Source organism: Sedimentibacter sp., from assembly GCF_038562225.1.
Taxonomy (GTDB): Bacteria; Bacillota; Clostridia; order Tissierellales; family Sedimentibacteraceae; genus Sedimentibacter.
In genome coordinates this window covers 1,144,846-1,165,926 of the sequence record NZ_JBCFAS010000002.1, presented here as the reverse complement: position 1 = coordinate 1,165,926, position 21,081 = coordinate 1,144,846, and the positions used below count along the sequence as shown (strand labels likewise).

18 protein-coding genes are annotated in these 21,081 nt (G+C 39.5%); 16 read left to right on the top strand and 2 right to left on the bottom strand.

What is annotated here, in order from left to right:
* Nucleotides 1–12: 12 nt before the first annotated feature.
* The 3 genes from AAGU76_RS11800 (at nucleotide 13) to AAGU76_RS11790 (ending at nucleotide 2,117) form a co-directional block, all read left to right on the top strand.
* On the top strand, nucleotides 13–468 hold the full coding sequence (locus AAGU76_RS11800) for a hypothetical protein (RefSeq protein ID WP_342485688.1): 456 nt from the start codon (nucleotides 13–15) through the stop codon (nucleotides 466–468).
* Between the two features lie 95 nt (nucleotides 469–563).
* Nucleotides 564–1,721: an RHS repeat-associated core domain-containing protein gene (locus tag AAGU76_RS11795; RefSeq protein WP_342485687.1), complete on the top strand. Its 1,158-nt coding sequence runs from the start codon at nucleotides 564–566 to the stop codon at nucleotides 1,719–1,721.
* 12 nt (nucleotides 1,722–1,733) lie between these two features.
* Nucleotides 1,734–2,117, top strand: a complete 384-nt coding sequence (locus AAGU76_RS11790) for a hypothetical protein (protein WP_342485686.1) — start codon at nucleotides 1,734–1,736, stop codon at nucleotides 2,115–2,117.
* Between the two features lie 310 nt (nucleotides 2,118–2,427).
* Here AAGU76_RS11790 and AAGU76_RS11785 read toward each other — a convergent pair whose 3' ends face one another.
* Nucleotides 2,428–2,886, bottom strand: coding sequence for a S8 family serine peptidase (locus AAGU76_RS11785; protein WP_342485685.1), 459 nt, complete (start codon nucleotides 2,884–2,886; stop codon nucleotides 2,428–2,430).
* Between AAGU76_RS11785 and AAGU76_RS11780 the strand changes: the two genes are divergently transcribed.
* The 9 genes from AAGU76_RS11780 to AAGU76_RS11740 all read left to right on the top strand — a co-directional run bounded on the left by AAGU76_RS11780 (nucleotide 2,861) and on the right by AAGU76_RS11740 (nucleotide 14,759).
* Complete coding sequence (locus AAGU76_RS11780; protein ID WP_342485684.1) at nucleotides 2,861–5,506, top strand: RHS repeat-associated core domain-containing protein; 2,646 nt, start codon at nucleotides 2,861–2,863, stop codon at nucleotides 5,504–5,506. The two genes, AAGU76_RS11785 and AAGU76_RS11780, sit on opposite strands and share 26 nt — an antisense overlap.
* Before the next feature lie 9 nt (nucleotides 5,507–5,515).
* Entirely contained in the window at nucleotides 5,516–5,953 is a 438-nt protein-coding gene (locus AAGU76_RS11775) for a DUF4304 domain-containing protein (protein WP_342485683.1), read from the top strand.
* Between the two features lie 246 nt (nucleotides 5,954–6,199).
* On the top strand, nucleotides 6,200–8,887 hold the full coding sequence (locus AAGU76_RS11770) for an RHS repeat-associated core domain-containing protein (protein WP_342485682.1): 2,688 nt from the start codon (nucleotides 6,200–6,202) through the stop codon (nucleotides 8,885–8,887).
* 163 nt (nucleotides 8,888–9,050) lie between these two features.
* Nucleotides 9,051–9,656 (top strand): immunity 26/phosphotriesterase HocA family protein, encoded by a 606-nt coding sequence (locus AAGU76_RS11765; RefSeq protein ID WP_342485681.1) that lies wholly within the window; start codon nucleotides 9,051–9,053, stop codon nucleotides 9,654–9,656.
* 215 nt (nucleotides 9,657–9,871) lie between these two features.
* Nucleotides 9,872–12,031 (top strand): DUF6883 domain-containing protein, encoded by a 2,160-nt coding sequence (locus AAGU76_RS11760; RefSeq protein ID WP_342485680.1) that lies wholly within the window; start codon nucleotides 9,872–9,874, stop codon nucleotides 12,029–12,031.
* A 17-nt stretch (nucleotides 12,032–12,048) separates the two neighbouring features.
* A complete protein-coding gene (locus tag AAGU76_RS11755; RefSeq protein ID WP_342485679.1) occupies nucleotides 12,049–12,243 on the top strand; it encodes a DUF4926 domain-containing protein in 195 nt (64 codons plus the stop codon).
* Nucleotides 12,244–12,418: 175 nt separating this feature from the next.
* Nucleotides 12,419–12,868 (top strand): Imm26 family immunity protein, encoded by a 450-nt coding sequence (locus AAGU76_RS11750; protein WP_342485678.1) that lies wholly within the window; start codon nucleotides 12,419–12,421, stop codon nucleotides 12,866–12,868.
* 355 nt (nucleotides 12,869–13,223) lie between these two features.
* The gene (locus tag AAGU76_RS11745) at nucleotides 13,224–14,189 is read left to right on the top strand and encodes an RHS repeat-associated core domain-containing protein (protein WP_342485677.1); all 966 of its coding nucleotides are present in this window, start codon (nucleotides 13,224–13,226) and stop codon (nucleotides 14,187–14,189) included.
* Nucleotides 14,190–14,759 (top strand): hypothetical protein, encoded by a 570-nt coding sequence (locus AAGU76_RS11740; RefSeq protein WP_342485676.1) that lies wholly within the window; start codon nucleotides 14,190–14,192, stop codon nucleotides 14,757–14,759.
* 35 nt (nucleotides 14,760–14,794) lie between these two features.
* On the opposite strand, the gene AAGU76_RS11735 is transcribed toward AAGU76_RS11740, so the two are convergent.
* The gene (locus AAGU76_RS11735) at nucleotides 14,795–15,964 is read right to left on the bottom strand and encodes a S8 family peptidase (protein WP_342485675.1); all 1,170 of its coding nucleotides are present in this window, start codon (nucleotides 15,962–15,964) and stop codon (nucleotides 14,795–14,797) included.
* A 165-nt stretch (nucleotides 15,965–16,129) separates the two neighbouring features.
* Here AAGU76_RS11735 and AAGU76_RS11730 point away from each other — a divergent pair, with 165 nt between their 5' ends.
* The 4 genes from AAGU76_RS11730 (at nucleotide 16,130) to yycI (ending at nucleotide 20,921) form a co-directional block, all read left to right on the top strand.
* Entirely contained in the window at nucleotides 16,130–16,813 is a 684-nt protein-coding gene (locus AAGU76_RS11730) for a response regulator (protein ID WP_342485674.1), read from the top strand.
* 94 nt (nucleotides 16,814–16,907) lie between these two features.
* Nucleotides 16,908–18,662 (top strand): ATP-binding protein, encoded by a 1,755-nt coding sequence (locus tag AAGU76_RS11725; RefSeq protein WP_342485673.1) that lies wholly within the window; start codon nucleotides 16,908–16,910, stop codon nucleotides 18,660–18,662.
* A 16-nt stretch (nucleotides 18,663–18,678) separates the two neighbouring features.
* Entirely contained in the window at nucleotides 18,679–20,067 is a 1,389-nt protein-coding gene (locus AAGU76_RS11720) for a hypothetical protein (RefSeq protein ID WP_342485672.1), read from the top strand.
* A 20-nt stretch (nucleotides 20,068–20,087) separates the two neighbouring features.
* Nucleotides 20,088–20,921 carry a two-component system regulatory protein YycI gene (gene yycI, locus AAGU76_RS11715; protein ID WP_342485671.1) on the top strand — a complete coding sequence of 278 codons (834 nt, stop codon included), beginning with the start codon at nucleotides 20,088–20,090 and terminating at the stop codon, nucleotides 20,919–20,921.
* Nucleotides 20,922–21,081: the final 160 nt, after the last annotated feature.

The following is a 21,081-nucleotide window of genomic DNA, read 5'->3' as shown; positions in this document are numbered from 1 at the left end:
GGTGGTGGAACTATGTTTAAATTCAAATTAAATAATACTGCTAAAATTCACTCAGGTAGCCTTATATATTGCAAGGACGAAAACTCATTTGACTTTGTACCAAGTAATAATGCTGACATATTGTTATTAGTGGGATATTTACACATAGGTGTTGATTCTGAGACAATGACGGTTCAACAAGTATGGGGATTTCAACCATATGAAGGTTGGATTAAAAAAACATTGAGTATTCCGGATTTTATTGAAGGTGAACTAATGGTTGAAGGGGATATTCTACCCGGCATGTCATATAGAGTTAATGGGGGCGAAAATTGGACTGCTCAATTTGATTCCCAAACGGGGTGGGTTTGCATTGGTGAAAGTGAAAAAGTAAATAGAGCTTCTTTTATAAAGTTTGCAGATAATACAATTGCAGTAATCAATGAGGGTAAGTTAATAGCGTTATGGCTTAAACCCAAAATAGAATAATTATTATCTTCTAGGGTCACACAGTTTCGGCTGATGTGACCTTTCTTGCTGACAACCTTATTGAGAACGGAAACCAAATAAGGCTGTACTACCATATGGAATATCTAGGCACAGCAGATTATCTGACAAGTCCAATGACCGGCAAAGTAGAGAGCTGGACTCACTACAACGAATGGGGTGAAATTACCCACAACGCAGTATTAAAGTGCGGACAGCGAGAGCTGGATTTGGTGAAGAGGTATGCAACCCATGACTATGACAGCGTGCTTAGTATGTACTATGCCAAAGCAAGGTTCTATGATGCCGGAGACAGAAGGTTTGCTTCAATTGATCCGATTTTGGATGGCAGTGTCTATGACATTACAGACTATGCTACAGATCCTGTACAGCGTGTGCATTACCTATATGTAAGGAATAACCCGGTTGTTTACATAGACCCAGATGGACTACGTCCTGTAATAGATGACTTAGATCCATATGAAGCATATTCAGAAAAGAGTTTTGATTATCGGTATTATCGACAAGAACATAAAGATATGTTTATTGAGGGAATTGTATCGTCAGCAACTGCACCTGTATATGGATTCGATTTATCCCAGGCCAAAGATTATCAGAAAAAAATTCCAAAATGTAAAAATAATCTCATTTATTATGAGGGGACGGATAAAGATAAAGTAATTGAACTTCAAACACGATATCGTAATGCAAAGAGTCGATTAGAAAAAGCAGCTGTAATAGCAGATATGGCAAAATATACATGGTCACTTAGATATAATAATGCAAGGAATTATTATATTATAGGAACTGGTGGAAACCCGAGTGCAGGTGAGGCATTTGATATTTCAATGGGCTATTTGATTGGAAGCCAGGTTAGCTATGCAGTTGGTCAATCAATCAAAGGATCAAGTAATCTAATTAAGGGAACGGTTGAGACTAGAGCTGATAATATTGCTACCGGTCCAAAACTAAATTCAAAATTGACATATGAAGAAGCCAGCTCAGTATTTACTAAAAGTGGGACACTGCAACCTGAAGTTGTTAAAAATTCAAGTGCGATAATATCAGGTAGTGAACTTAATAATCCTAGTGTAATAAATGCCTTAACTAAAAATGGAAGTAACATAAATGATTGGGCTAAGATGACTACACAAACGTTTAAGAGCCCAAGTGGAGACTTCCAAGTTCATTTTTATCAGAACTTGAAGACTTGGGCAGTATCTACTTACGAGATGAAGGTAAAATTTATTAAATAAGGTGGCAAATATATGAAAGTAAAATGCATTAGAAATGAAAGGTTAAAAAAAGAGGGGTCATATCAAGCTCTGACTATTGGTAAAGAGTACATAGTACTGTCTATTGAATTCTATGACAACTCAGAATCTACATTTAGTAATTCATTAGGAGACTTTGTTGCTTATCGTTTTAAAGATAATGACGGTATCGTTATACCGTACCCTGCAAAACTCTTTGAAATAGTTTCACAAAAAATGCCTTCAATTTGGATTATGCACCAAGGAAAAGGTAATACGTACTCTGTTTTGCCAAAGACATGGGCAAGAAGTGGGTTTTGGGAGGATTTTTATAATGATGATGACAGTGCTATAAAAGACTTTGAAAAAGCAGAACGGGAGATTATTTTAGAAGAATAATTAATTTATTTTTTTACATTTGGAGGCGGGTATCTCAATAGAGGTGGCCGCCTATCTTTATGTCATCTCATGGAATTGTATACAATGATTTGATACAATTGCATTGGTAAATTACCATTTTTTCAATTACAAAACTCATTTTGATATAGGTGTAGGTAAATGATGTATTGCCGTTATTGTTAAACCGTATCAGATTCGCAATTTATTTTGCGGTATTATTGATATATTTGTTTTTAATTTATAAGGTAGGATATTATGTTGTTTCAAATGCAGTTAAACAGTAAAACAGGGAACTTGATGTTCCCTGTCTTTATGAAAAAATTCTGCTTATATCAAGTATTCCGGCACCTTGTTCAATGGAGGACGCTTTTATTTTTGTACATGCATTCAACAGCTTTCTCTTGATGTCATAATGAGTGTAGTTTGGATTTTCATTCAGCAAAAGTGCTGCAGCTCCTGAAACCATTGGGGCGGACATGCTTGTTCCGCTCAATGTTGTATAACTGGTCAGGTTTTTGTTGGAAAGAGACATGATATTTACTCCAGGAGCTATGAGATCAGGCTTTCTTACTCTGTCAAGAGTTGGGCCCCTGCTTATACCTACACTGACCGCGGCGATGTGGCGACCGAAACCAATGCTGAGGGTTATACAGTAGCCTATGAGCACGACGGCAGACACTAGATATATACTTGACGCCAACGGAAATATTATTGAAACCATAGATGCTATGGGAAACAGTGCCTTGTTTGAATACGATTCAATGGGCAATTTAATAAAGACCTCAATGCACCGCATAGATACACAGGACAATGTGGACGAATGGGAAATTACTTTGTACGAGTTTGACGGAAGAGGTCTTGTGACAAAGGAAGTAAATGCACTGGGATCAGTTACAACCTATGTATACGACGGTAACGGAAATCTTAAAACAAAGACAGACGCCGACGGAAAAGTGACTGCATATACCTATAATGGTCTTGATATGATTACCTCTATCAACTATAATGGAGGAAAAGAGGTATCCTACCGATACAATAAGGTGGGAGACCTGACAGAAATGACCGACTGGACAGGCAAGACATCCTTCGAGGTTGATTTATTAAACCGTATCACTAAAACTACCGACACAAAAGGAAAGGTTGTTGAATACAACTACGACGAAACAGGCAACCAGACCTCAGTCAAGTATCCTGACGATACTACAGTAACAAAGACATACGATCTGTTGGGCAATCTTAAATCAGTAACAGAAACCGATGGACGTACAACCCGCTACACCTATGATGGTATGAACCGTATTTCTAAGATGGAATACCCTCACGGCTGGATTGAAGACTATCAGTACGACTCCGTAGGTCAGCTTTTGAATGTAACAGACACAGACCCGTCAAACAATGACATGAAGCAGCAGAAGCATGCTTATACATACGACGACTGCGGCAACATGACATATGAATATATGCGCGGAAACGGTACAGGAGAGGCTACGGTTGAAAATACCTATACCTATGACGCATTACACCGCGTAACCACGGCACACGAGAATTACGGAAACAAGACACGAACATACCAGTATGATTCTTTGGGTAACCTGACTTATGAAACCGAGCTTGGAAACAAGTCCATAGACTACAAATTTAATAATCTGAACCAGATTACCATAAAGACCGAGGACGGATGGATGTCCCAGAGCGATTTTACCTACGACAGGCGCGGTAACCTCATTCAGGAAACCTACACCAAGAACAGTAAGATTTCCGTCACCGGAGAGTATACCTACGACGGGACAAACAAAATGGTGCTTGGTGTAAATGAGCTGGGAGAAAGCAGTGCATACCTGTACAACGGTCTGGGTGCCCTTGTTGAGAATACATGGGTCATTAAAAAGAATGCTTACGGCTACCATGACGTATCTGCTCTGACAAACATGGTAGCGGGAGAGGTCGTTGTAGACCCACAGACAGGCAAGAAGGACAAAAAGGATAAGCTTGCTCCGGAGGTAGTAGCAGCCAGCCCTGAGCTTAACAAGACATCCACGGTTGTAAAGCAGTTTGTTTTGGACTACACCAGCGATACCTTCGAACCTCTGATGGAGTACGAAGTAAACAGTCTTGAATACCGCTATGTCTACGGCAATGACAGACTAAGTGTCAACATCACCGGCGTGGATACAAGTGCGGGCAACCTAATTGAAAATGTCAACCAAATAAGGCTGTACTACCACATGGACTATCTGGGCACGGCAGATTATCTGACAAGTCCAATGACCGGCAAAGTAGAAAGCTGGACTCACTACAACGAGTGGGGCGAAATAACCCACAATGCAGTATTAAAGTGCGGACAGCGAGAGCTTGACATGGTAAAACGCTACGCAACCCACGATTATGATAGTGTGCTTAGTATGTACTATGCCAAAGCAAGATTCTATGATGCGCAAAACAGAAGGTTTGCTTCAATTGATCCAATCTTGGATGGCAGTGTCTATGACATTACAGACTATGCTAAAGACCCTGTTCAGCTTGTGCAGTATCTGTATGTAAAAAATAATCCGGTTATTTATATAGACCCAGATGGACTGCGTCCTGTAATAGATGACTTAGATCCATATGGAGCATATTCAGAAAAGAGTTTTGATTATCGGTATTATCGACAAGAACATAAAGATATGTTTATTGAGGGAATTGTATCGTCAGTACCTGTACCTGTACATGGATTTGATTTATCCCAGGCCAGAGATTATAATAATTACATTAAAAAATGTGATAAGGGGACGGATTATACTAAACCAACCATTTTAGCGATAGATACTGGAGATAAGAATGTTGATATTGCATATACAATATGGTGGGACAATCGCCCAATAGAAGAGTTTGAAGGAGACCCTCGATATACTGCAATGACTGTTGCTGCATTTCAAAACAAGTTAATGCGTATGTCATCTAAAGGCATTGATGTAAGCAAACTTTCAGTTGCTGAGCTAAATAAACTATTTGGTGAAGAGATGAATTCTCAAGCTGAAGGAACAATGGCTATGTTTGGTGTTGCAGTAGCTATAACAAAGAATGCTTTGGGAGTAAGTAATCAATTAACTAAAATTAAGGGAACGAGTAGTACTAAACCATATACTAAGTCTAGTTTAAAAATGGGTCAGGAGATGCATAAGGCATATAAATTTGATGTTGTTGATAATACAACAAAATTTAAAGAATTTAGACTACCAAGTGGTAAGCGAATTGACTATATTGATTTTGAAACAAAGACAATTTATGAGCTAAAACCTTATAATCCCAATGGAATTAAAGCGGGTACAAAGCAATTACAAGGGTACTTAAAAGAAGTAGAGAGCATATATGGTGGTGGATGGAAGACTATATTAGATACTTATTAGGAGGCTTTCATGGATAAAAAAGAGTTTAAAAAAGCGTTAGCAAAAGTATTATCTAAATATGGATTTGAATCTAAAGGGAATATTTTTAGAACTGAAACTGATGAATTAATTATTGTAGTAGCAACACAAAAGTCAAATTATGAAAATAGCTACTATATAAACTTTGGATTTCTTATAAAATCACTAAATTCAGACATAATAAATCCAAAAGACAATCAATGTGATGTGTTTGGAAGATTTACACTAGATATTTTGGATAAAGTATACACCAGTATTAATTGTGAATCACTAAATATAGATGAGTTTTGTGATGCTTTTAGTAAGAGTATGAATGATAAAATCAAACCTGTGCTTGAGTACGGATTGAAAAAATACTTTGAGATTAATCCGTTATCAATAAATACAGCAACACTTAAAGCAAAGCAATATATTAGTAAACAGAATTAGAAAGAAAGGTCACACAGTTTAACTGTGTGACCTTTCTTCATATTAGAAGACGTGGGGACGCTTCATCTTCTTAAGGTTTAACAAATATTTTATGTCAAGGGTATGTCAAGGGGACGGGGTTGTTGTCATCATTCTCGTGACAAACACGTGGGAGGGCAGTAACCCAAGGGCGGTCATAAGACAAGATATATACTTGACGTTAATGGAAATATTGTTGAAACCATAGATGCTATGGGAAATTGCGCATTGTTTGAATATGATTCAATGAACAATTTAATAAAGACCTCAATGCACCACATAGATACACAGGACAATGTGGACGAATGGGAAGTTACTTTGTACGAGTTTGACGGAAGAGGACTTGTGACAAAGGAAGTAAATGCACTGGGATCAGTTACAACCTATGTATACGACGGTAACGGAAATCTTAAAACAAAGACAGACGCCGACGGAAAAGTGACTGCATATGCCTATAATGGTCTTGATATGATTACCTCTATCAACTATAATGGAGGAAAAGAGGTATCCTACCGATACAATAAGGTAGGAGATCTGGTGGAAATGAACGACTGGACAGGCAAGACATCCTTCGAGGTTGATTTATTAAACCGCATTACCAGGAATACCGACACAAAAGGAAAAGTTGTTGAATACAACTACGACGAAACAGGCAACCAGACCTCAGTCAAGTATCCTGACAACACTACTGCTACCAAGACTTATGACCTTTTAGGAAATCTTAAGTCAGTAACAGAAACTGACGGACGAACAACTCACTACAACTATGATGGCATGAACCGTATTTCTAAGATGGAATATCCTCACGGCTGGGTTGAAGATTATCAATATGACTCCGTAGGCCATCTTTTGAATGTAACAGACACAGACCCGTCAAACAATGACATGAAGCAGCAGAAGCATGCTTATACATACGACGACTGCGGCAACATGACATATGAGTACATGCGTGGAAACGGTACAGGAGAGGCTACGGGTGAAAATACCTACACCTATGATGCATTGCACCGCGTAATATCAGCACACGAGAATTACGGCAACAAGACACGAACATATCAATATGATTCTTTGGGTAACCTGACTTATGAAACCGAGCTTGGCAACAAGTCCATAGACTACAAATTTAATAATCTGAACCAGATTACCAAAAAGACCGAAGACGGATGGATGTCCCAGAGTGATTTTACCTACGACAGGCGCGGTAACCTCATTCAGGAAACCTACACCAAGAACAGTAAGATTTCCGTTACCGGAGAGTATACCTACGACGAGACAAACAAAATGGTGCTTGGCGTAAATGAGCTGGGAGAAAGCAGCGCATACCTGTACAATGGTTTAGGAGCACTTGTTGAGAATACATGGGTCATTAAAAAGAATGCTTACGGCTACCATGATGTATCTGCTCTGACAAACATGGTAGCAGGAGAGGTCGTTGTAGACCCACAGACAGGCAAGAAGGACAAAAAGGATAAGCTTGCTCCGGAGGTAGTAGCAGCCAGCCCTGAACTTAACAAGACCTCCACTGTTGTAAAGCAGTTTGTTGTGGACTACACCAGCGATACCTTCGAACCTCTGATGGAGTACGAGATAAACAGTCTTGAATACCGCTATGTCTACAGCAATGACAGACTGAGTGTCAACATCACAGGCGTAGATACAAGTGCTGGCAACCTAATTGAAAATGTCAACCAGATAAGGCTGTACTACCACATGGATTATCTGGGCACGGCAGATTATCTGACAAGTCCAATGACCGGCAAAGTAGAAAGCTGGACTCACTACAACGAATGGGGAGAAATAACCAACAACGCAGTATTAAAGTGCGGACAGCGAGAGCTTGACATGGTGAAGCGCTATGCAACCCATGACTATGACAGTGTGCTTAGTATGTACTATGCCAAAGCAAGATTCTATGATGCTGGAGACAGAAGATTTACTGCAATTGATCCAATTCTGGATGGAAGTAAATATGACATTACAGACTATGCTAAAGACCCTGTGCAGTTTGTGCAGTATCTGTATGTAAAAAATAACCCGGTTATTTATATAGACCCAGATGGACTACGTCCTGTAATAGATGACTTAGATCCATATGGAGCATATTCAAAAAGACAAGAAAAAAAAGAGACAGAAAAGCTTTTTGATTACCGTTATTATCGACAAGAACATAAAGATATGTTTATTGAGGGAATTGTATCGTCAGTAACTGTACCTGTACATGGATTTGATTTATCCCAGGCCAGAGATTATAATAAAAAGATTAAAAAATGTGATAATAATCTCATTTCTGATGAGCGGATGAGAAATGCTGATTTAGATTTCTATATACAACATTCGCCAATGACTGAGGGTATGGCTAATGGAATGTATGGAGGGAATTTCTGGAGTTGGTTTTTTGATAAAGCCGGGTTAATACCTGAAGGATATGAGGCAATACCATATTCGGGAGATAATGCAGATTTATATAAAAAGGGTGAACTTTTAGGGAATTCAATACCGGCAATATACGGTTTTTCGGAGTTTGTAGTCGCATATTTGCAAAAGACGCCGGATAAGGTTCCATATGTTGAAGGTGCGGGGAAGTATTCAGATGAATTTACAAATTGGTTAAATGCAGGCAGTGCAAATAATAAGGTGTATCAAGGGGTTATAAATGGGGAACCTGTCTACACTGGAATAACAAAGCAAGAGTTGTCAACACGATTATATCAACACAACTATGGGGGAAAAGGATTGGATTATTTACAAGAAACATTCTCGGGACTTACTCGAAATCAGGCTAGAGCGATTGAGCAGTATTTTATTGAAAATGGCCCAGGAAATGTGCTCAATCAAATTAATAGTATAAGTCCAACTTCGACCTATTACAATGATGCTATGCGGTGGGCTACAGGTTTTATTAATGGTCTAAAATAAGCGTTAATTTCTTTTAGGGTTCTTCTTTAAAAATTTGCGCTAAAAAAGCAAGAGCAGGATTTGGTATAATTTTAACAATCTTGCTTTTGCGTCTCTTTTTTATTTTAGTAACATGCAAGATGTTATTTTATCTGTTTAAAAAGACACAAAGGAGGTAATCTTTTTGAATTTATCTAACGAAAACCCAATATCTCTGGAGTATAAAAAGAGATATAATATGCAACCTCAAGAAATTAAAGAAAAATTAGATAATTTTCGAAACGCTGATTATCAACTAAGAGTTATAAAAAAAACAAAACCTAAAATTAATATTGGTGATGTATTCTTATTGAGCCCAAGAGAAAACATATATTTCTATGGCAAAGTATTAAAAACAAACATAAAAACAATAAATAATGATACTTTTGTTGAAGGAAAACAGACAATTTTTATTCATAAGTGTAGGAGTAACCAAATATCACTGGATAATTTTGAGCCAAATTATGATGATCTATTGATTAATCCTGCGATAGTAGACATCAGCTATTGGCAAAAAGGTTTTTTTTATAATGTTGGGAATTTACCACTTACTGATGTTGAGAAGGCTCTTGACTATGGATTTTATAAATTTGGGATTCCAGGTATTCGCGAGGGCTGGTTTTGCACTGAAGAAGGTGAAAAATTGAACCATCAACCAAGAATGAAAGGGATTTATGGCGTTGCTACAATTACAGGAATTTCTGCTGAAATCGAGAAAGAGATTATTATGGAACCTTCGTTAATAAGTTAATTCCTTTATCATTGAGATATTTTATATGTACTTAAAGGAATTAATAGTAATGCTATTGAGGATTAAAACTTAGCGTAAGACTGACAAGGGGACGGAGATTTTGACATAATTAATGTGGCAACATCTCCGCCTTTTTTGATACTTAGTTAGATATGGCCTCAACAGCAAGACAGGAAGCTTTGAATCCAACTTAGAAGGTCAAATAGTATGCAGTATTGACAAGGCCTCACGGCTGGGTTGAAGATTATCAATATGACTCCGTAGGTCAGCTTCTGAATGTAACAGACACAGACCCATCAAACAATGACATGAAGCAGCAGAAGCATGCCTATACCTACGACGACTGCGGCAACATGACATATGAATATATGCGCGGAAACGGTACAGGAGAGGCTACGGTTGAAAATACCTATACCTATGATGCATTGCACCGCGTAATATCAGCACACGAGAACTACGGCAACAAGACACGAACATACCAGTATGATTCTTTGGGTAACCTGACTTATGAAACCGAACTTGGAAACAAGTCCGTAGACTACAAATTTAATAATCTGAACCAGATTACCAAAAAAACCGAAGACGGATGGATGTCCCAGAGCAATTTTACCTACGACAGGCGCGGTAACCTCATTCAGGAAACCTACACCAAGAACAGTAAGATTTCCGTCACCGGAGAGTATACCTACGACGAGACAAACAAAATGGTGCTTGGAGTAAATGAACTGGGAGAAAGCAGCACATATCTGTACAACGGTCTGGGTGCCCTTGTTGAAAATACATGGGTCATTAAAAAGAATGCTTACGGCTACCATGACGTATCTGCTCTGACAACCATGGTAGAGGGTGAGGTTGTTGTAAATCCACAGACTGGTAAAAAAGACAAAAAGGATAAGCTAGCTCCGGAGGTAGTAGCAGCCAGCCCTGAACTTAACAAGACCTCCACTGTTGTAAAGCAGTTTGTAGTGGACTACACCAGCGATACCTTCGAACCTCTGATGGAGTACGAAGTAAACAGTCTTGAATACCGCTATGTCTACGGCAATGACAGACTAAGTGTCAACATCACCGGCGTGGATACAAGTGCGGGCAACCTAATTGAGAAGGTCAACCAGATAAGGCTGTACTATCACATGGACTATCTGGGTACGGCAGATTACCTGACAAGTCCAATGACCGGCAAAATAGAAAGCTGGACTCACTACAACGAATGGGGAGAAATAACCCACAACGCAGTACTGAAGTGCGGACAGCGAGAACTTGACATGGTGAAGAGGTATGCTACTCATGATTATGACAGCGTGCTTAGTATGTACTATGCAAAAGCAAGGTTCTATGATGCGCAAAACAGAAGGTTTGATTCAACTGATCAGATCTTGGATGGCAGTGTCTATGACATTACAGAATATGCTAAAGACCCTGTTCAGCTTGTGCAGTATCTGTATGTAAAAAATAATCCGGTTATTTATATAGACCCAGATGGACTACGTCCTGTAATAGATGACTTAGATCCATATGGAGCATATTCAAAAAGACAAGAAAAAAAAGAGACAGAAAAGCTTTTTGATTACCGTTATTATCGACAAGAACATAAAGATATGTTTATTGAGGGAATTGTATCGTCAGCAACTGCACCTATACATGGATTTGATTTATCCCAGGCCAGAGATTATAATAATTACATTAAAAAATGTGATAAGGGGACGGATTATACTAAACCAACCATTTTAGCGATAGATACTGGAGATAAGAATGTTGATATTGCATATACAATATGGTGGGACAATCGCCCAATAGAAGAGTTTGAAGGAGACCCTCGATATACTGCAATGACTGTTGCTGCATTTCAAAACAAGTTAATGCGTATGTCATCTAAAGGCATTGATGTAAGCAAACTTTCAGTTGCTGAGTTAAATAAACTATTTGGTGAAGAGATGAATTCTCAAGCTGAAGGAACAATGGCTATGTTTGGTGCTGCAGTAGTTATAACAAAGAATGCTTTGGGAGTAAGTAATCAATTAAATAAAATTAAGAGTGGGAGTGATGCACTTCAAACACTGTCCAGACAAAGCGTAGACGATAAATTAACAAGATATTTGTTGAATGCTGATCACCCTGTTGGAGGTAGTAAAGCGAAATGGTTTAAAGAGGCTTTAGGATATACGCAAAGTAACATGGATGATTTAGCTAAACAGATTGTATTTGAACCGACCAAGGCAGTACAAACAGGAGTTACAGAATACGGAACTAAATTCAATCAATCAATTTCAATCACCGGAGCAAACGGTAAAGTAATAGACGTTACTTTTGCATGGATGAAAAGCGCAGAAGATGATGTTGTAAGATTGGTTACGTCAATACCAACAAAAAAATAAGCATATTGGAGGAGCTAATGTTAAAAGAATATGATGTTGTTAGAGCTAAAAGCGACTTAAATCCACTAATCCCCAGAGGGACAAAAGGTGCTGTAATGCTTATACTTCACGAAAATCCTAATAGATATGAGGTCGAATTTGTTGATGAAAACGGAGAAACACTTGAACTATTGACAGTTGGTGATGACGACCTTGAATTGGTTGAAAACTAATGTGACCACAGGAATGACCACCTATAGAAAACGGTAGTTTAGCGGTTAATTCGGAAAGCCGACCACTTATCTGAAGCACAAATGACCATTTCGACCACGTCATAAGCATCGTACAAACGTCGGCATTGCCGGCGTTTGTGCTTTGTCGCAGGCGCAAGGAAGGAGAGTGAAATTGTTGGCAAAAAGAGTTAAGTATGTTGAGGGAGATGTTTTCGAATTAAGACTAGATGAAAATGGGAATATAGGGTATGGAAGGATACTCAAGCTAGATAATCCCTCGATATTTGTAGAACTATTTGAACTGCACCCTTCACAAGACAGTAAAGAGCTAGCAACAATAAGAGAATTTAACACACTATTCTCTGTTTGGTGTACAGATAATGGTTTGAAAAATGGGGTATGGAATGTAATTGGTAATATTCCAGCAATCGGAGAAGTAACCATACCCGATTTTTGGACAACTGATGCATTTACAGACAAAATACTTTTGGTTAGAGGAGAAGAGAGAATAGAAATTTCAAAGGAGCAAATTGGTGACCTTCTGGCAGCAGGAATATACGGGCATGAAGCCGTTAGGCTTACATATATTCAACAACTCGTGAAGAAGGGATTATACCATAAGTAAGTAGTAAGAGCCAACAGACTTACTCCGTTGGCTTCTTTTATCTAAAATTCACTGACTTACTTTGTATCAATTGAGTATTTGCAATTATTTAGGACAATATTTATTATAAAATCCTCTAATGAATCTGTGTAGATTTTCCACTTCCCCCCTATACGAAATGCTTAATTGCTCCGGAGCTTAATAATTTATGTAATGGATAAGAGCTATGTATTCACAAATCAAATAGAAAAGTATGAGTTTGGACGTATGTGGGATGTGAACCTAGTGCGGGTATTTTTAAAAATTAGGCTTCACCTATACCTGTGCTGGTAATCTAATTGAGGAGAAGGTCAACTAAATAAGGCTGTACTACCACATGGATTACCTGGGTACGGCAGATTATCTGACAAGTCCTATGACCGAAAAAGTAGAAAGCTGGACTCACTACAACGAATGGGGAGAAATAACCCACAATGCAGTACTAAAGTGCGGACAGCGAGAGCTTGATTTGGTGAAGCGCTACGCAACCCATGATTATGACAGCGTGCTTAGTATGTACTATGCAAAAGCAAGGTTCTATGATGCGCAAAACAGAAGGTTTGATTCAACTGATCAGATCTTGGATGGCAGTGTCTATGACATTACAGACTATGCTAAAGACCCTGTTCAGCTTATACAGTATCTGTATGTAAATAATAATCCGGTTATTTACATAGACCCAGATGGACTACGTCCTGTAATAGATGACTTAGATCTTTTTGCATCATATGAGGAAAAAGACTACGATCCTGTTGGAATGCCTTCGGTATATGATAGGTATATTGAAGAACAGCTTGGTGTGAGTTATATGGATGCGCTCGTGTGGTCATTCAAACAGGAACAAATGGAAGCAGAAAAGCTTGCAAAATTGATTGACGATCAGGGCTGGGAAAGATACGAAGGAAAAACAGATGATGAGATATATTACCTAAACATGTCTCCTATGACAGATGGGATAAACAGTGGTATGTATCAAAGCGAAGACTTAATAGACCGGTATCCACGACAGGAGCATAAACGGCTTTATCAGAAGGGTGTACGGACTTCAGGTGCGATACAGATGTACGTATTTGCATTTGTTTCAGTTGCAGATTATTATAAGAGTCCACCAAAATGTGTTAATAAAGCTAAGATCATAGATGAACTTAATTCCAGTTCTGCTGAGGGAACGAGTAACGCTAATCCTCTGGAAAATATTAAGTTTACAGATAAGGTTAAAGCACAAATGAAACAAGGAGATTATCATAGTTTCCCAGGAAGCGTTGAAGGCTTTGGAGCGAATGGTGAGGGCAGCTTGCGGTAGATGGCGAAGGAAGATGTGATATATATGACTTCATCAATAAAAAAATATTGGTTAGTAGCATGCATATTTTGCTGTTTAGAAATTATAGCTCTAAAATATAATTCTGATGGTTGTGCTATAGCCTGTATGGGAGTTGTTTGGGTTATAATGGTTATAGGATATGGAATACAAGTCATGAGGATTACAGATTATTACAAAGAGCATTACTGGGATGAGTATAATAAGATGCTTCATGAGAGTAGAGGTATGAGAAATGGATTAAAGGCACAACTAACTTTTGATCCGGGAGATAGAAAATTAAAAATACTTCAACAACGATTAATAAATTATTTTAGGTTTAGTGGCGGCTCCTTCGATGATATTACTGATTTTTGGATGATTATTAGACTGACAAAGAGGAAGGCATATTACACGAAAGAACAAGTAAAAACCATTTACCGACAATGGGACGGAGATGTTGATATGATTAATGCAACAACAACTACATCTTCTTTTATATTTATAGAAGGATATGACAACAATGGCAACAACACCCGGACCTATGAAACTATGCAAGGCAAGGTTCTATGAATAAAAGGGAATGTGAGGCATTCCCTTTTGTTATCCTAGGAAAAGATGCGGCTGATGTCAAGTATTCCGGCACCCTGTTCCAGTGACGACGCCTTGATTTTGGTGCATGCGTTCAGCAGCTTTCTTTTGATATCGTAGTGGGTGTAGTTTGGGTTTTCGTTTAATAATAGTGCCGCAGCCCCTGAAACCATGGGAGCTGACATGGAAGTTCCGCTTAGCGTGGTATATCCGGTCATGTTCTTGTTTGACAGCGACATGATGTTCACCCCGGGTGCAATCAGGTCCGGTTTTCTGATTCTGTCAAGCGTGGGTCCGCGGCTTGAGAATTCTGCAATGGCACTGTTGCTTTCTTCATCTGCTCTTCCGTCATCCAGTGCTCCTACGGAAATCACAAGACGGCTCGTTGCAGGGGACAGTATGGTGTTTCTCATGGGGCCGCTGTTCCCAACTGCAGCAATTACTATTAAGTTGTTGTCTATGGCATGGTTGGCTGCCTTAACCAACGGATCTCTCCTTTCTCTATACTGGGCTATGGCTCCCAGTGAAAAATTGATTATTCTTGTCTTGTACGCATCTTTTGTTTCTATTATCCACTGAACCGTGGACAGGATGTCTGAAGTGTTGCCGTTTCCGTTTTCATCCAGAACCTTTATGGGCAGTATGTTTGCCTCCGGAGCTATCCCTTTGTACTTTCCCCTGGAGGAATAGCCGTTGCCCGCCAGTATGCCCGCGCAGTGCGTTCCGTGACCGTTGTCGTCGTAGGGTTTCTTTTCGTCGTTGACAAAATCCTTGAATCCGACGATTCTGCTTACGGGGTACACCAGGTCAGCATGGGGAGAGATTCCCGTGTCTATTATGGCTACCGTCACATCCTTTCCCGTGTATCCCGTATTTAGGACCAAGTCGGCACCTACTACGTCTCTTGCAATGTCCATAAGGGCGAAAACCTTTGCGTCATAGCTGACGAATTCAACGTCCGGATCGGAAGTTATCTCGATGATGGACTGTATGCTCATGTCACAGGCGCATCCGTTTACGATGGGAAGGTTGTAGTTTAATTTATTTGATAATGAAGAAATTTGCCCTTCTTTAACTTTTTTGTCATTTTTATAGGTTATAATTACAGGTATAACTTTGTTGCTGCTTGAATTGACCTGCCCCTGCACGATTGGACAGAGCTTGTTGTAATTTATATGATTTTTCATTATTTTCACCACCTAAATTAATTTATGCTTTTAAATAAAGATGGTGTTCATTTTTAAAAAACATGGTATAATATAATAATTAAAAATTTATACAATCGCTAATAATTATTAATCAAGTGCAAAAAATGATAAGACAAATAGAAAGTAATTTTCATGGAGGAATTTATGCCAAAAATTTTAGTTGTGGATGACGAGAGACCTATTGCGGAAATAATCAAGTACAACCTCCAAAAAGAAGGTTTTGAGGTGCAGACTGTATACGACGGTGAAGATGCACTCAAGATGGTTCATAAAATGAATCCCGAGCTGGTTATCCTTGACATAATGCTGCCAAAGAAAAACGGATTTGAAGTACTCAAGGAAATAAGAATGGAATATGTGATGCCGGTCATAATGCTCACGGCAAAGGAAGAAGAAAATGACAAGATTACCGGATTGGAGCTTGGTGCAGATGACTACATCACAAAGCCCTTCAGCAACAAGGAGCTTGTGGCAAGGGTGAGGGCTAACCTGAGAAGGGTTAAGCTTTCCAACGTCAGCGAGGAGATGAAGTCCAAGATCATTAACGTAGGAAGTCTGACCATCGATATGAACACCTATGAAGTGAGCAGGGACAACAGCATAATTGACCTGACCAACAGGGAGTTTGATCTTCTTAAGTACCTGTTCCAGAACTCGGACAGGGTTTTCAACAGGGAGCATCTTCTGAAGGAAGTGTGGGGCTATGAATTCGGCGACCTGAGAACTGTGGACGTTACCGTAAGAAGGCTGAGAGAAAAAATTGAAACCGATGATGACAAGTATATAATTACCAAAAGAGGAACGGGATACTACTTCAAAAGCAGATAGGATGAGGACCGATAACCATTTCAAATTAATTTTGACATGTTTATCGGTCCTGTAGGGTATAATTATGTTTAAGAGTATAAGATGGAGATTTATATTGATTTATTTTTTGCTGGTTTTCCTGGCCATGTCCATAGTGGGCATCTACATTGTTGACCAGCTTGAACAGATTCAGCTGGATATGAACGCCACAAATATGGATTCCAGAGTCGGGTTTATTATAGCATCGTCAGACCCGCTTAAATCAGACAACTGGAGCGAAAATACCGACGAAATCCAAAAAAGCATCAACAACATGCAGATTGGATACAACGAGGACCTGTATGTCATATTGAACGATGAAAAAAAGACCATCATAGCCGGCAGCGTGGAGGAAGTAATAGGACAAAGTGCCTTTAACACCAACAAGATTAACAACTACATCCTCACAAAGTCAATGAACGGAAGCCCTGCCTACATAGCTCCCCCGGATGAATTTGATGGAGGGGAAAGCTCAAGCTACTACCATATGTCATATCCCGTGTACCTTGATGGAAGCATCAAGGGCTACATTTATTTTGTAAACAACATCGAATATATTTATGACACTGTCCATGAGTCACGAGACATCATGTCCAAGGCCACGGTCATAGCGCTGGCCATAACAATACTTTTGGGGCTCATTCTATCCACCAGCATAACGGGACCGATCAAGGACCTGACTGCCAAGGCAAAGCAAATGTCCCAGGGAGACTTCGACCACAAGGTTGATGTAAAGTCAAACGATGAAATAGGACAGCTTGGTTACACCTTTAACTTTCTCATTGACGAGCTTAAAACGACCATGTCAAACCTTCAGCAGGAAAAAAGCAAGATGGAGACGACATTCAAGTACATGGCAGACGGTGTTGTAACCGTTGACACAGAAGGCAACATAATCCATGCGAACCCTGTGGCTGAAAAATTACTGAATTTGAGCAAAAATGACAGTTATGACTCTGCAATCATCAAGGTGAAGGACAACATGCTCTTGAAGCACTTGAAGAAAAACAACTTCCACGGCACCGATATTTTGGAACAGAACGGAGAAACATATAATGTGGATTACGCACCGTTCATGAACAACAAAAATGAAATAGGCGGCGTAATTATTGTGTTCAAGAACATTACTGAACAGTACAAGATTGACAAGCTGCAGAAGGAATTTGTAGCTAATGTTTCCCACGAACTGAAGACACCGATCACAACCATAAAAAGCTATACTGAGACGCTGCTTGACGGCGCCCTGGAGGATAGGCAGATTTCAGAGGACTTTTTAAACGTAATCAATTCGGAAAGCGACCGCATGTCAAGGCTTGTAAGCGACCTGCTGAAGCTGTCCAGAATGGATTATTCCCAGACCAAGTGGAAGAAGGAAAAGATAAGTATAGGCGAAATGGTGGCACAGACCTTGAAGAAGCTTCAGATGCACGCGAAAAACAAGGGCATCAGCCTGCAATCAGGCGAGATTCCCCAGGACATGTTTGTTATGTTTGACAGGGACGGATTGGAGCAGATAATGCTCAATGTTGCAGGAAATGCCATAAAATATACTCCTGAAAACGGAAACGTGCGGATATCCGCCAAAAGGGAAAACGGCAGCGTCGTTTTGAGCATAAAGGATGACGGTATCGGAATTCCTGAAGAGGATCAGGCAAGAGTGTTTGAGAGATTCTATCGTGTAGATAAGGCAAGGTCCAGGGAAATGGGCGGAACCGGACTGGGGCTATCCATTGCAAAGCAGATTTCAGACGCCCATGACAGCACCATTGCCGTTAGAAGTGAACTAAACAAAGGAACTGAAATTATATTAACTATACCCGAGTTCCGTTAAAACTCAAGAGGCATGTATGATACGTAGTAAGATAAAGAATGTAATATTGTTTGCGGTGGTCATAGTATGCGTTTATTTAAGCAGCAAAGTATGGCTTCAGCTTCCTGATTTTTTAAACTACGACACAGACGCCGGCGAAACCGACGGCAAGAATGAAGTTGTTTATGCCGATATATGGGAAGTTGTCAGACCCGTGAAAAATATAATAAAATATAACGAAATGTACACAGTCACATATTCCGACCAGTACGACATGTGGGGAAAGACGGTCCACATCATAAACGATGCTTTTTCTGATTACGATGAGAGCACCGTTACGGAATCTGCGGCTTTTCCGTCGGAGTACCTGAAATTTGATTTCAGCACCGGTATTCCGACAGAAATATTCACCAGTCACATGAAAATCGACAACAGCAAGATCAACAGCACCATACGCAGCATCAAGAATGTCATAATAGACTTGGAGAACACGGATTCCATCTATTTCTACACCGGTGAGACTACAGTGAAGATAAAAGGCGGTGCTGTGGACACGGGCGAGCTGTTGGATCTGGTAAGCCAGTTTGACTTTGAAGGACAGACCAAGTATTCCTTTGACCAGAAAATCGGAAATGAAACGGTACAGGTGCCTGTTCCCATGGAACAGACGGCTTTGAACCCCGTCTTTGTTCAGTCTGAACTTGATGTGTTTGATACAGCCACAATCAATGAGATAGCAAAGGAATACTTCAAGAAAAACTACGATTACGTCAGAAAATCTGTAGAAGTAAGCGGAAACCTGGTTTATACGTACAGAACCGAAAAGGTGCTTAAAATAAACGATGAAGGACTTCTGGACCTCTATGATTCTGCCTTCGAGCCCAGCAACGTGACAGACATATATGACAGTCTTGCTGCGGCTGTGAATTTCACCAAGGAGTTTCTGGGATTTCCAGGCAGCGTTTATCTCAGCAATGTGGAAAGCATTCAGCATGAAGGGAACTACGGATACAGATACACATTTTCATACAAAATAATGGAAAGACCCATACTGTTCAGCAGGGTAAGAGAAAATTCAGCCCTGCAGATAGACGTTGTGGGAAAAAGCGTTGTGTCATACAAAAGGTTCATTAGAAACATCGACAATTCACAGATGGATAAAATGAACCAGACTCAGATACTTCCAGCGGCAGATGTAATAAACAAAAACCTTGATACCGGAGAAGTTTCGCCTGACGGAACCGTATCTGAAATAAAACCTCTGAAACCTGAAATGATAAAGGACATAAGCAACATATATCTCGGCTACTTCGACCTGGCAAGAATTTCAAAGGAACAGATGCTGAGAGTGGTGTGGGTTGTGGAGGTAAAGGACAAAAGCTACATCTTCAACGCCATTACGGGAACGCTGATTGAGGAGTGGTAAACTGAAATGAGGGCTATAAGATGGATTGGAACAAGTCAAACACTATTCTCATAATTGCATTTGTTGTTTTGAACATAATATTGTTGGTGTCCTACTTCGGCAATACCAATTCAAAAGAATACGACGTCATGAGCGACAGTCAGTTTATGGAAAGTGTGGAAGGGATGCTTAAACAAAAGAACATAGAAATAACCGGCAGCATACCCAGGGAAACATATACCCTTCCGCTGCTTGAAACCGAGTATGAAATAATTACTGCTGACAACCAGCTGGTTCAAAATTATCTGGGAGCCGGTGTGGAAGCCGTGGATGAAGTTTATGAATACTACAACAATCTGGGTGAGAAACTTGAAATCACCGACGGCAAAAAACTCATATACACTGCAAGAGAACAGCTGTCTGGAAAAGCACCGGATGAAGAAAGCATGATAAGGTTCATTAACGATTTTGTAGCTGGAAAGAACATTGATGTTGAAGGCTATTCCGAAAACCGACGCTTTGTTTCAGATGAAATGTTCATCTTGTCATACACACAGAAATACAAGGATTATTCCATGGATAACTCCTACATGTATTTTTATGCTGATTCAAAAGGAATTTTTAAATTCGAGATGCAGCGCATAAATTCAGTAAAGGAAATACCTGAAAAGGTGCGCACTGTTACGGCCGTGGAAGCTTTGGTGAGACTTCTTACTTACGATGACGTGAAGGACAAAAAAATCTCTGAAATAGAAATGACATATTACAGCACAGAAGATGAGAATTGGCAGTACATCACAAGAATAAATTCTGATCCCACGTGGAAAGTTATATTTACCGACGGCTCTCAAAAGCACCTTACAAGTGTAGACTAGCCGATAGATACCGAAATATTTTTATGACGTAATTTTATTATATTGAAATAAAACAAAAAATATTATATCATTATATGATGAAATGTAATATAATTGTAACATTGATTATACCATTGCCAGTCAATTTGAAATACATAAAAAACAGAATTGAGGAATTGTT

What these genes read in the sequence shown, in the direction of transcription:
- AAGU76_RS11790 (WP_342485686.1), top strand. Translation starts at nt 1,734, where the DNA reads ATGAAAGTAAAATGCATTAGAAATGAAAGGTTAAAAAAAGAGGGGTCA.
- AAGU76_RS11775 (WP_342485683.1), top strand. Translation starts at nt 5,516, where the DNA reads ATGGATAAAAAAGAGTTTAAAAAAGCGTTAGCAAAAGTATTATCTAAA.
- AAGU76_RS11800 (WP_342485688.1), top strand. Translation starts at nt 13, where the DNA reads ATGTTTAAATTCAAATTAAATAATACTGCTAAAATTCACTCAGGTAGC.
- AAGU76_RS11735 (WP_342485675.1), bottom strand. Translation starts at nt 15,964, where the DNA reads ATGAAAAATCATATAAATTACAACAAGCTCTGTCCAATCGTGCAGGGG.
- AAGU76_RS11730 (WP_342485674.1), top strand. Translation starts at nt 16,130, where the DNA reads ATGCCAAAAATTTTAGTTGTGGATGACGAGAGACCTATTGCGGAAATA.
- AAGU76_RS11720 (WP_342485672.1), top strand. Translation starts at nt 18,679, where the DNA reads ATGATACGTAGTAAGATAAAGAATGTAATATTGTTTGCGGTGGTCATA.
- AAGU76_RS11795 (WP_342485687.1), top strand. Translation starts at nt 564, where the DNA reads ATGGAATATCTAGGCACAGCAGATTATCTGACAAGTCCAATGACCGGC.
- AAGU76_RS11755 (WP_342485679.1), top strand. Translation starts at nt 12,049, where the DNA reads ATGTTAAAAGAATATGATGTTGTTAGAGCTAAAAGCGACTTAAATCCA.
- AAGU76_RS11745 (WP_342485677.1), top strand. Translation starts at nt 13,224, where the DNA reads ATGGATTACCTGGGTACGGCAGATTATCTGACAAGTCCTATGACCGAA.
- yycI (WP_342485671.1), top strand. Translation starts at nt 20,088, where the DNA reads ATGGATTGGAACAAGTCAAACACTATTCTCATAATTGCATTTGTTGTT.
- AAGU76_RS11740 (WP_342485676.1), top strand. Translation starts at nt 14,190, where the DNA reads ATGGCGAAGGAAGATGTGATATATATGACTTCATCAATAAAAAAATAT.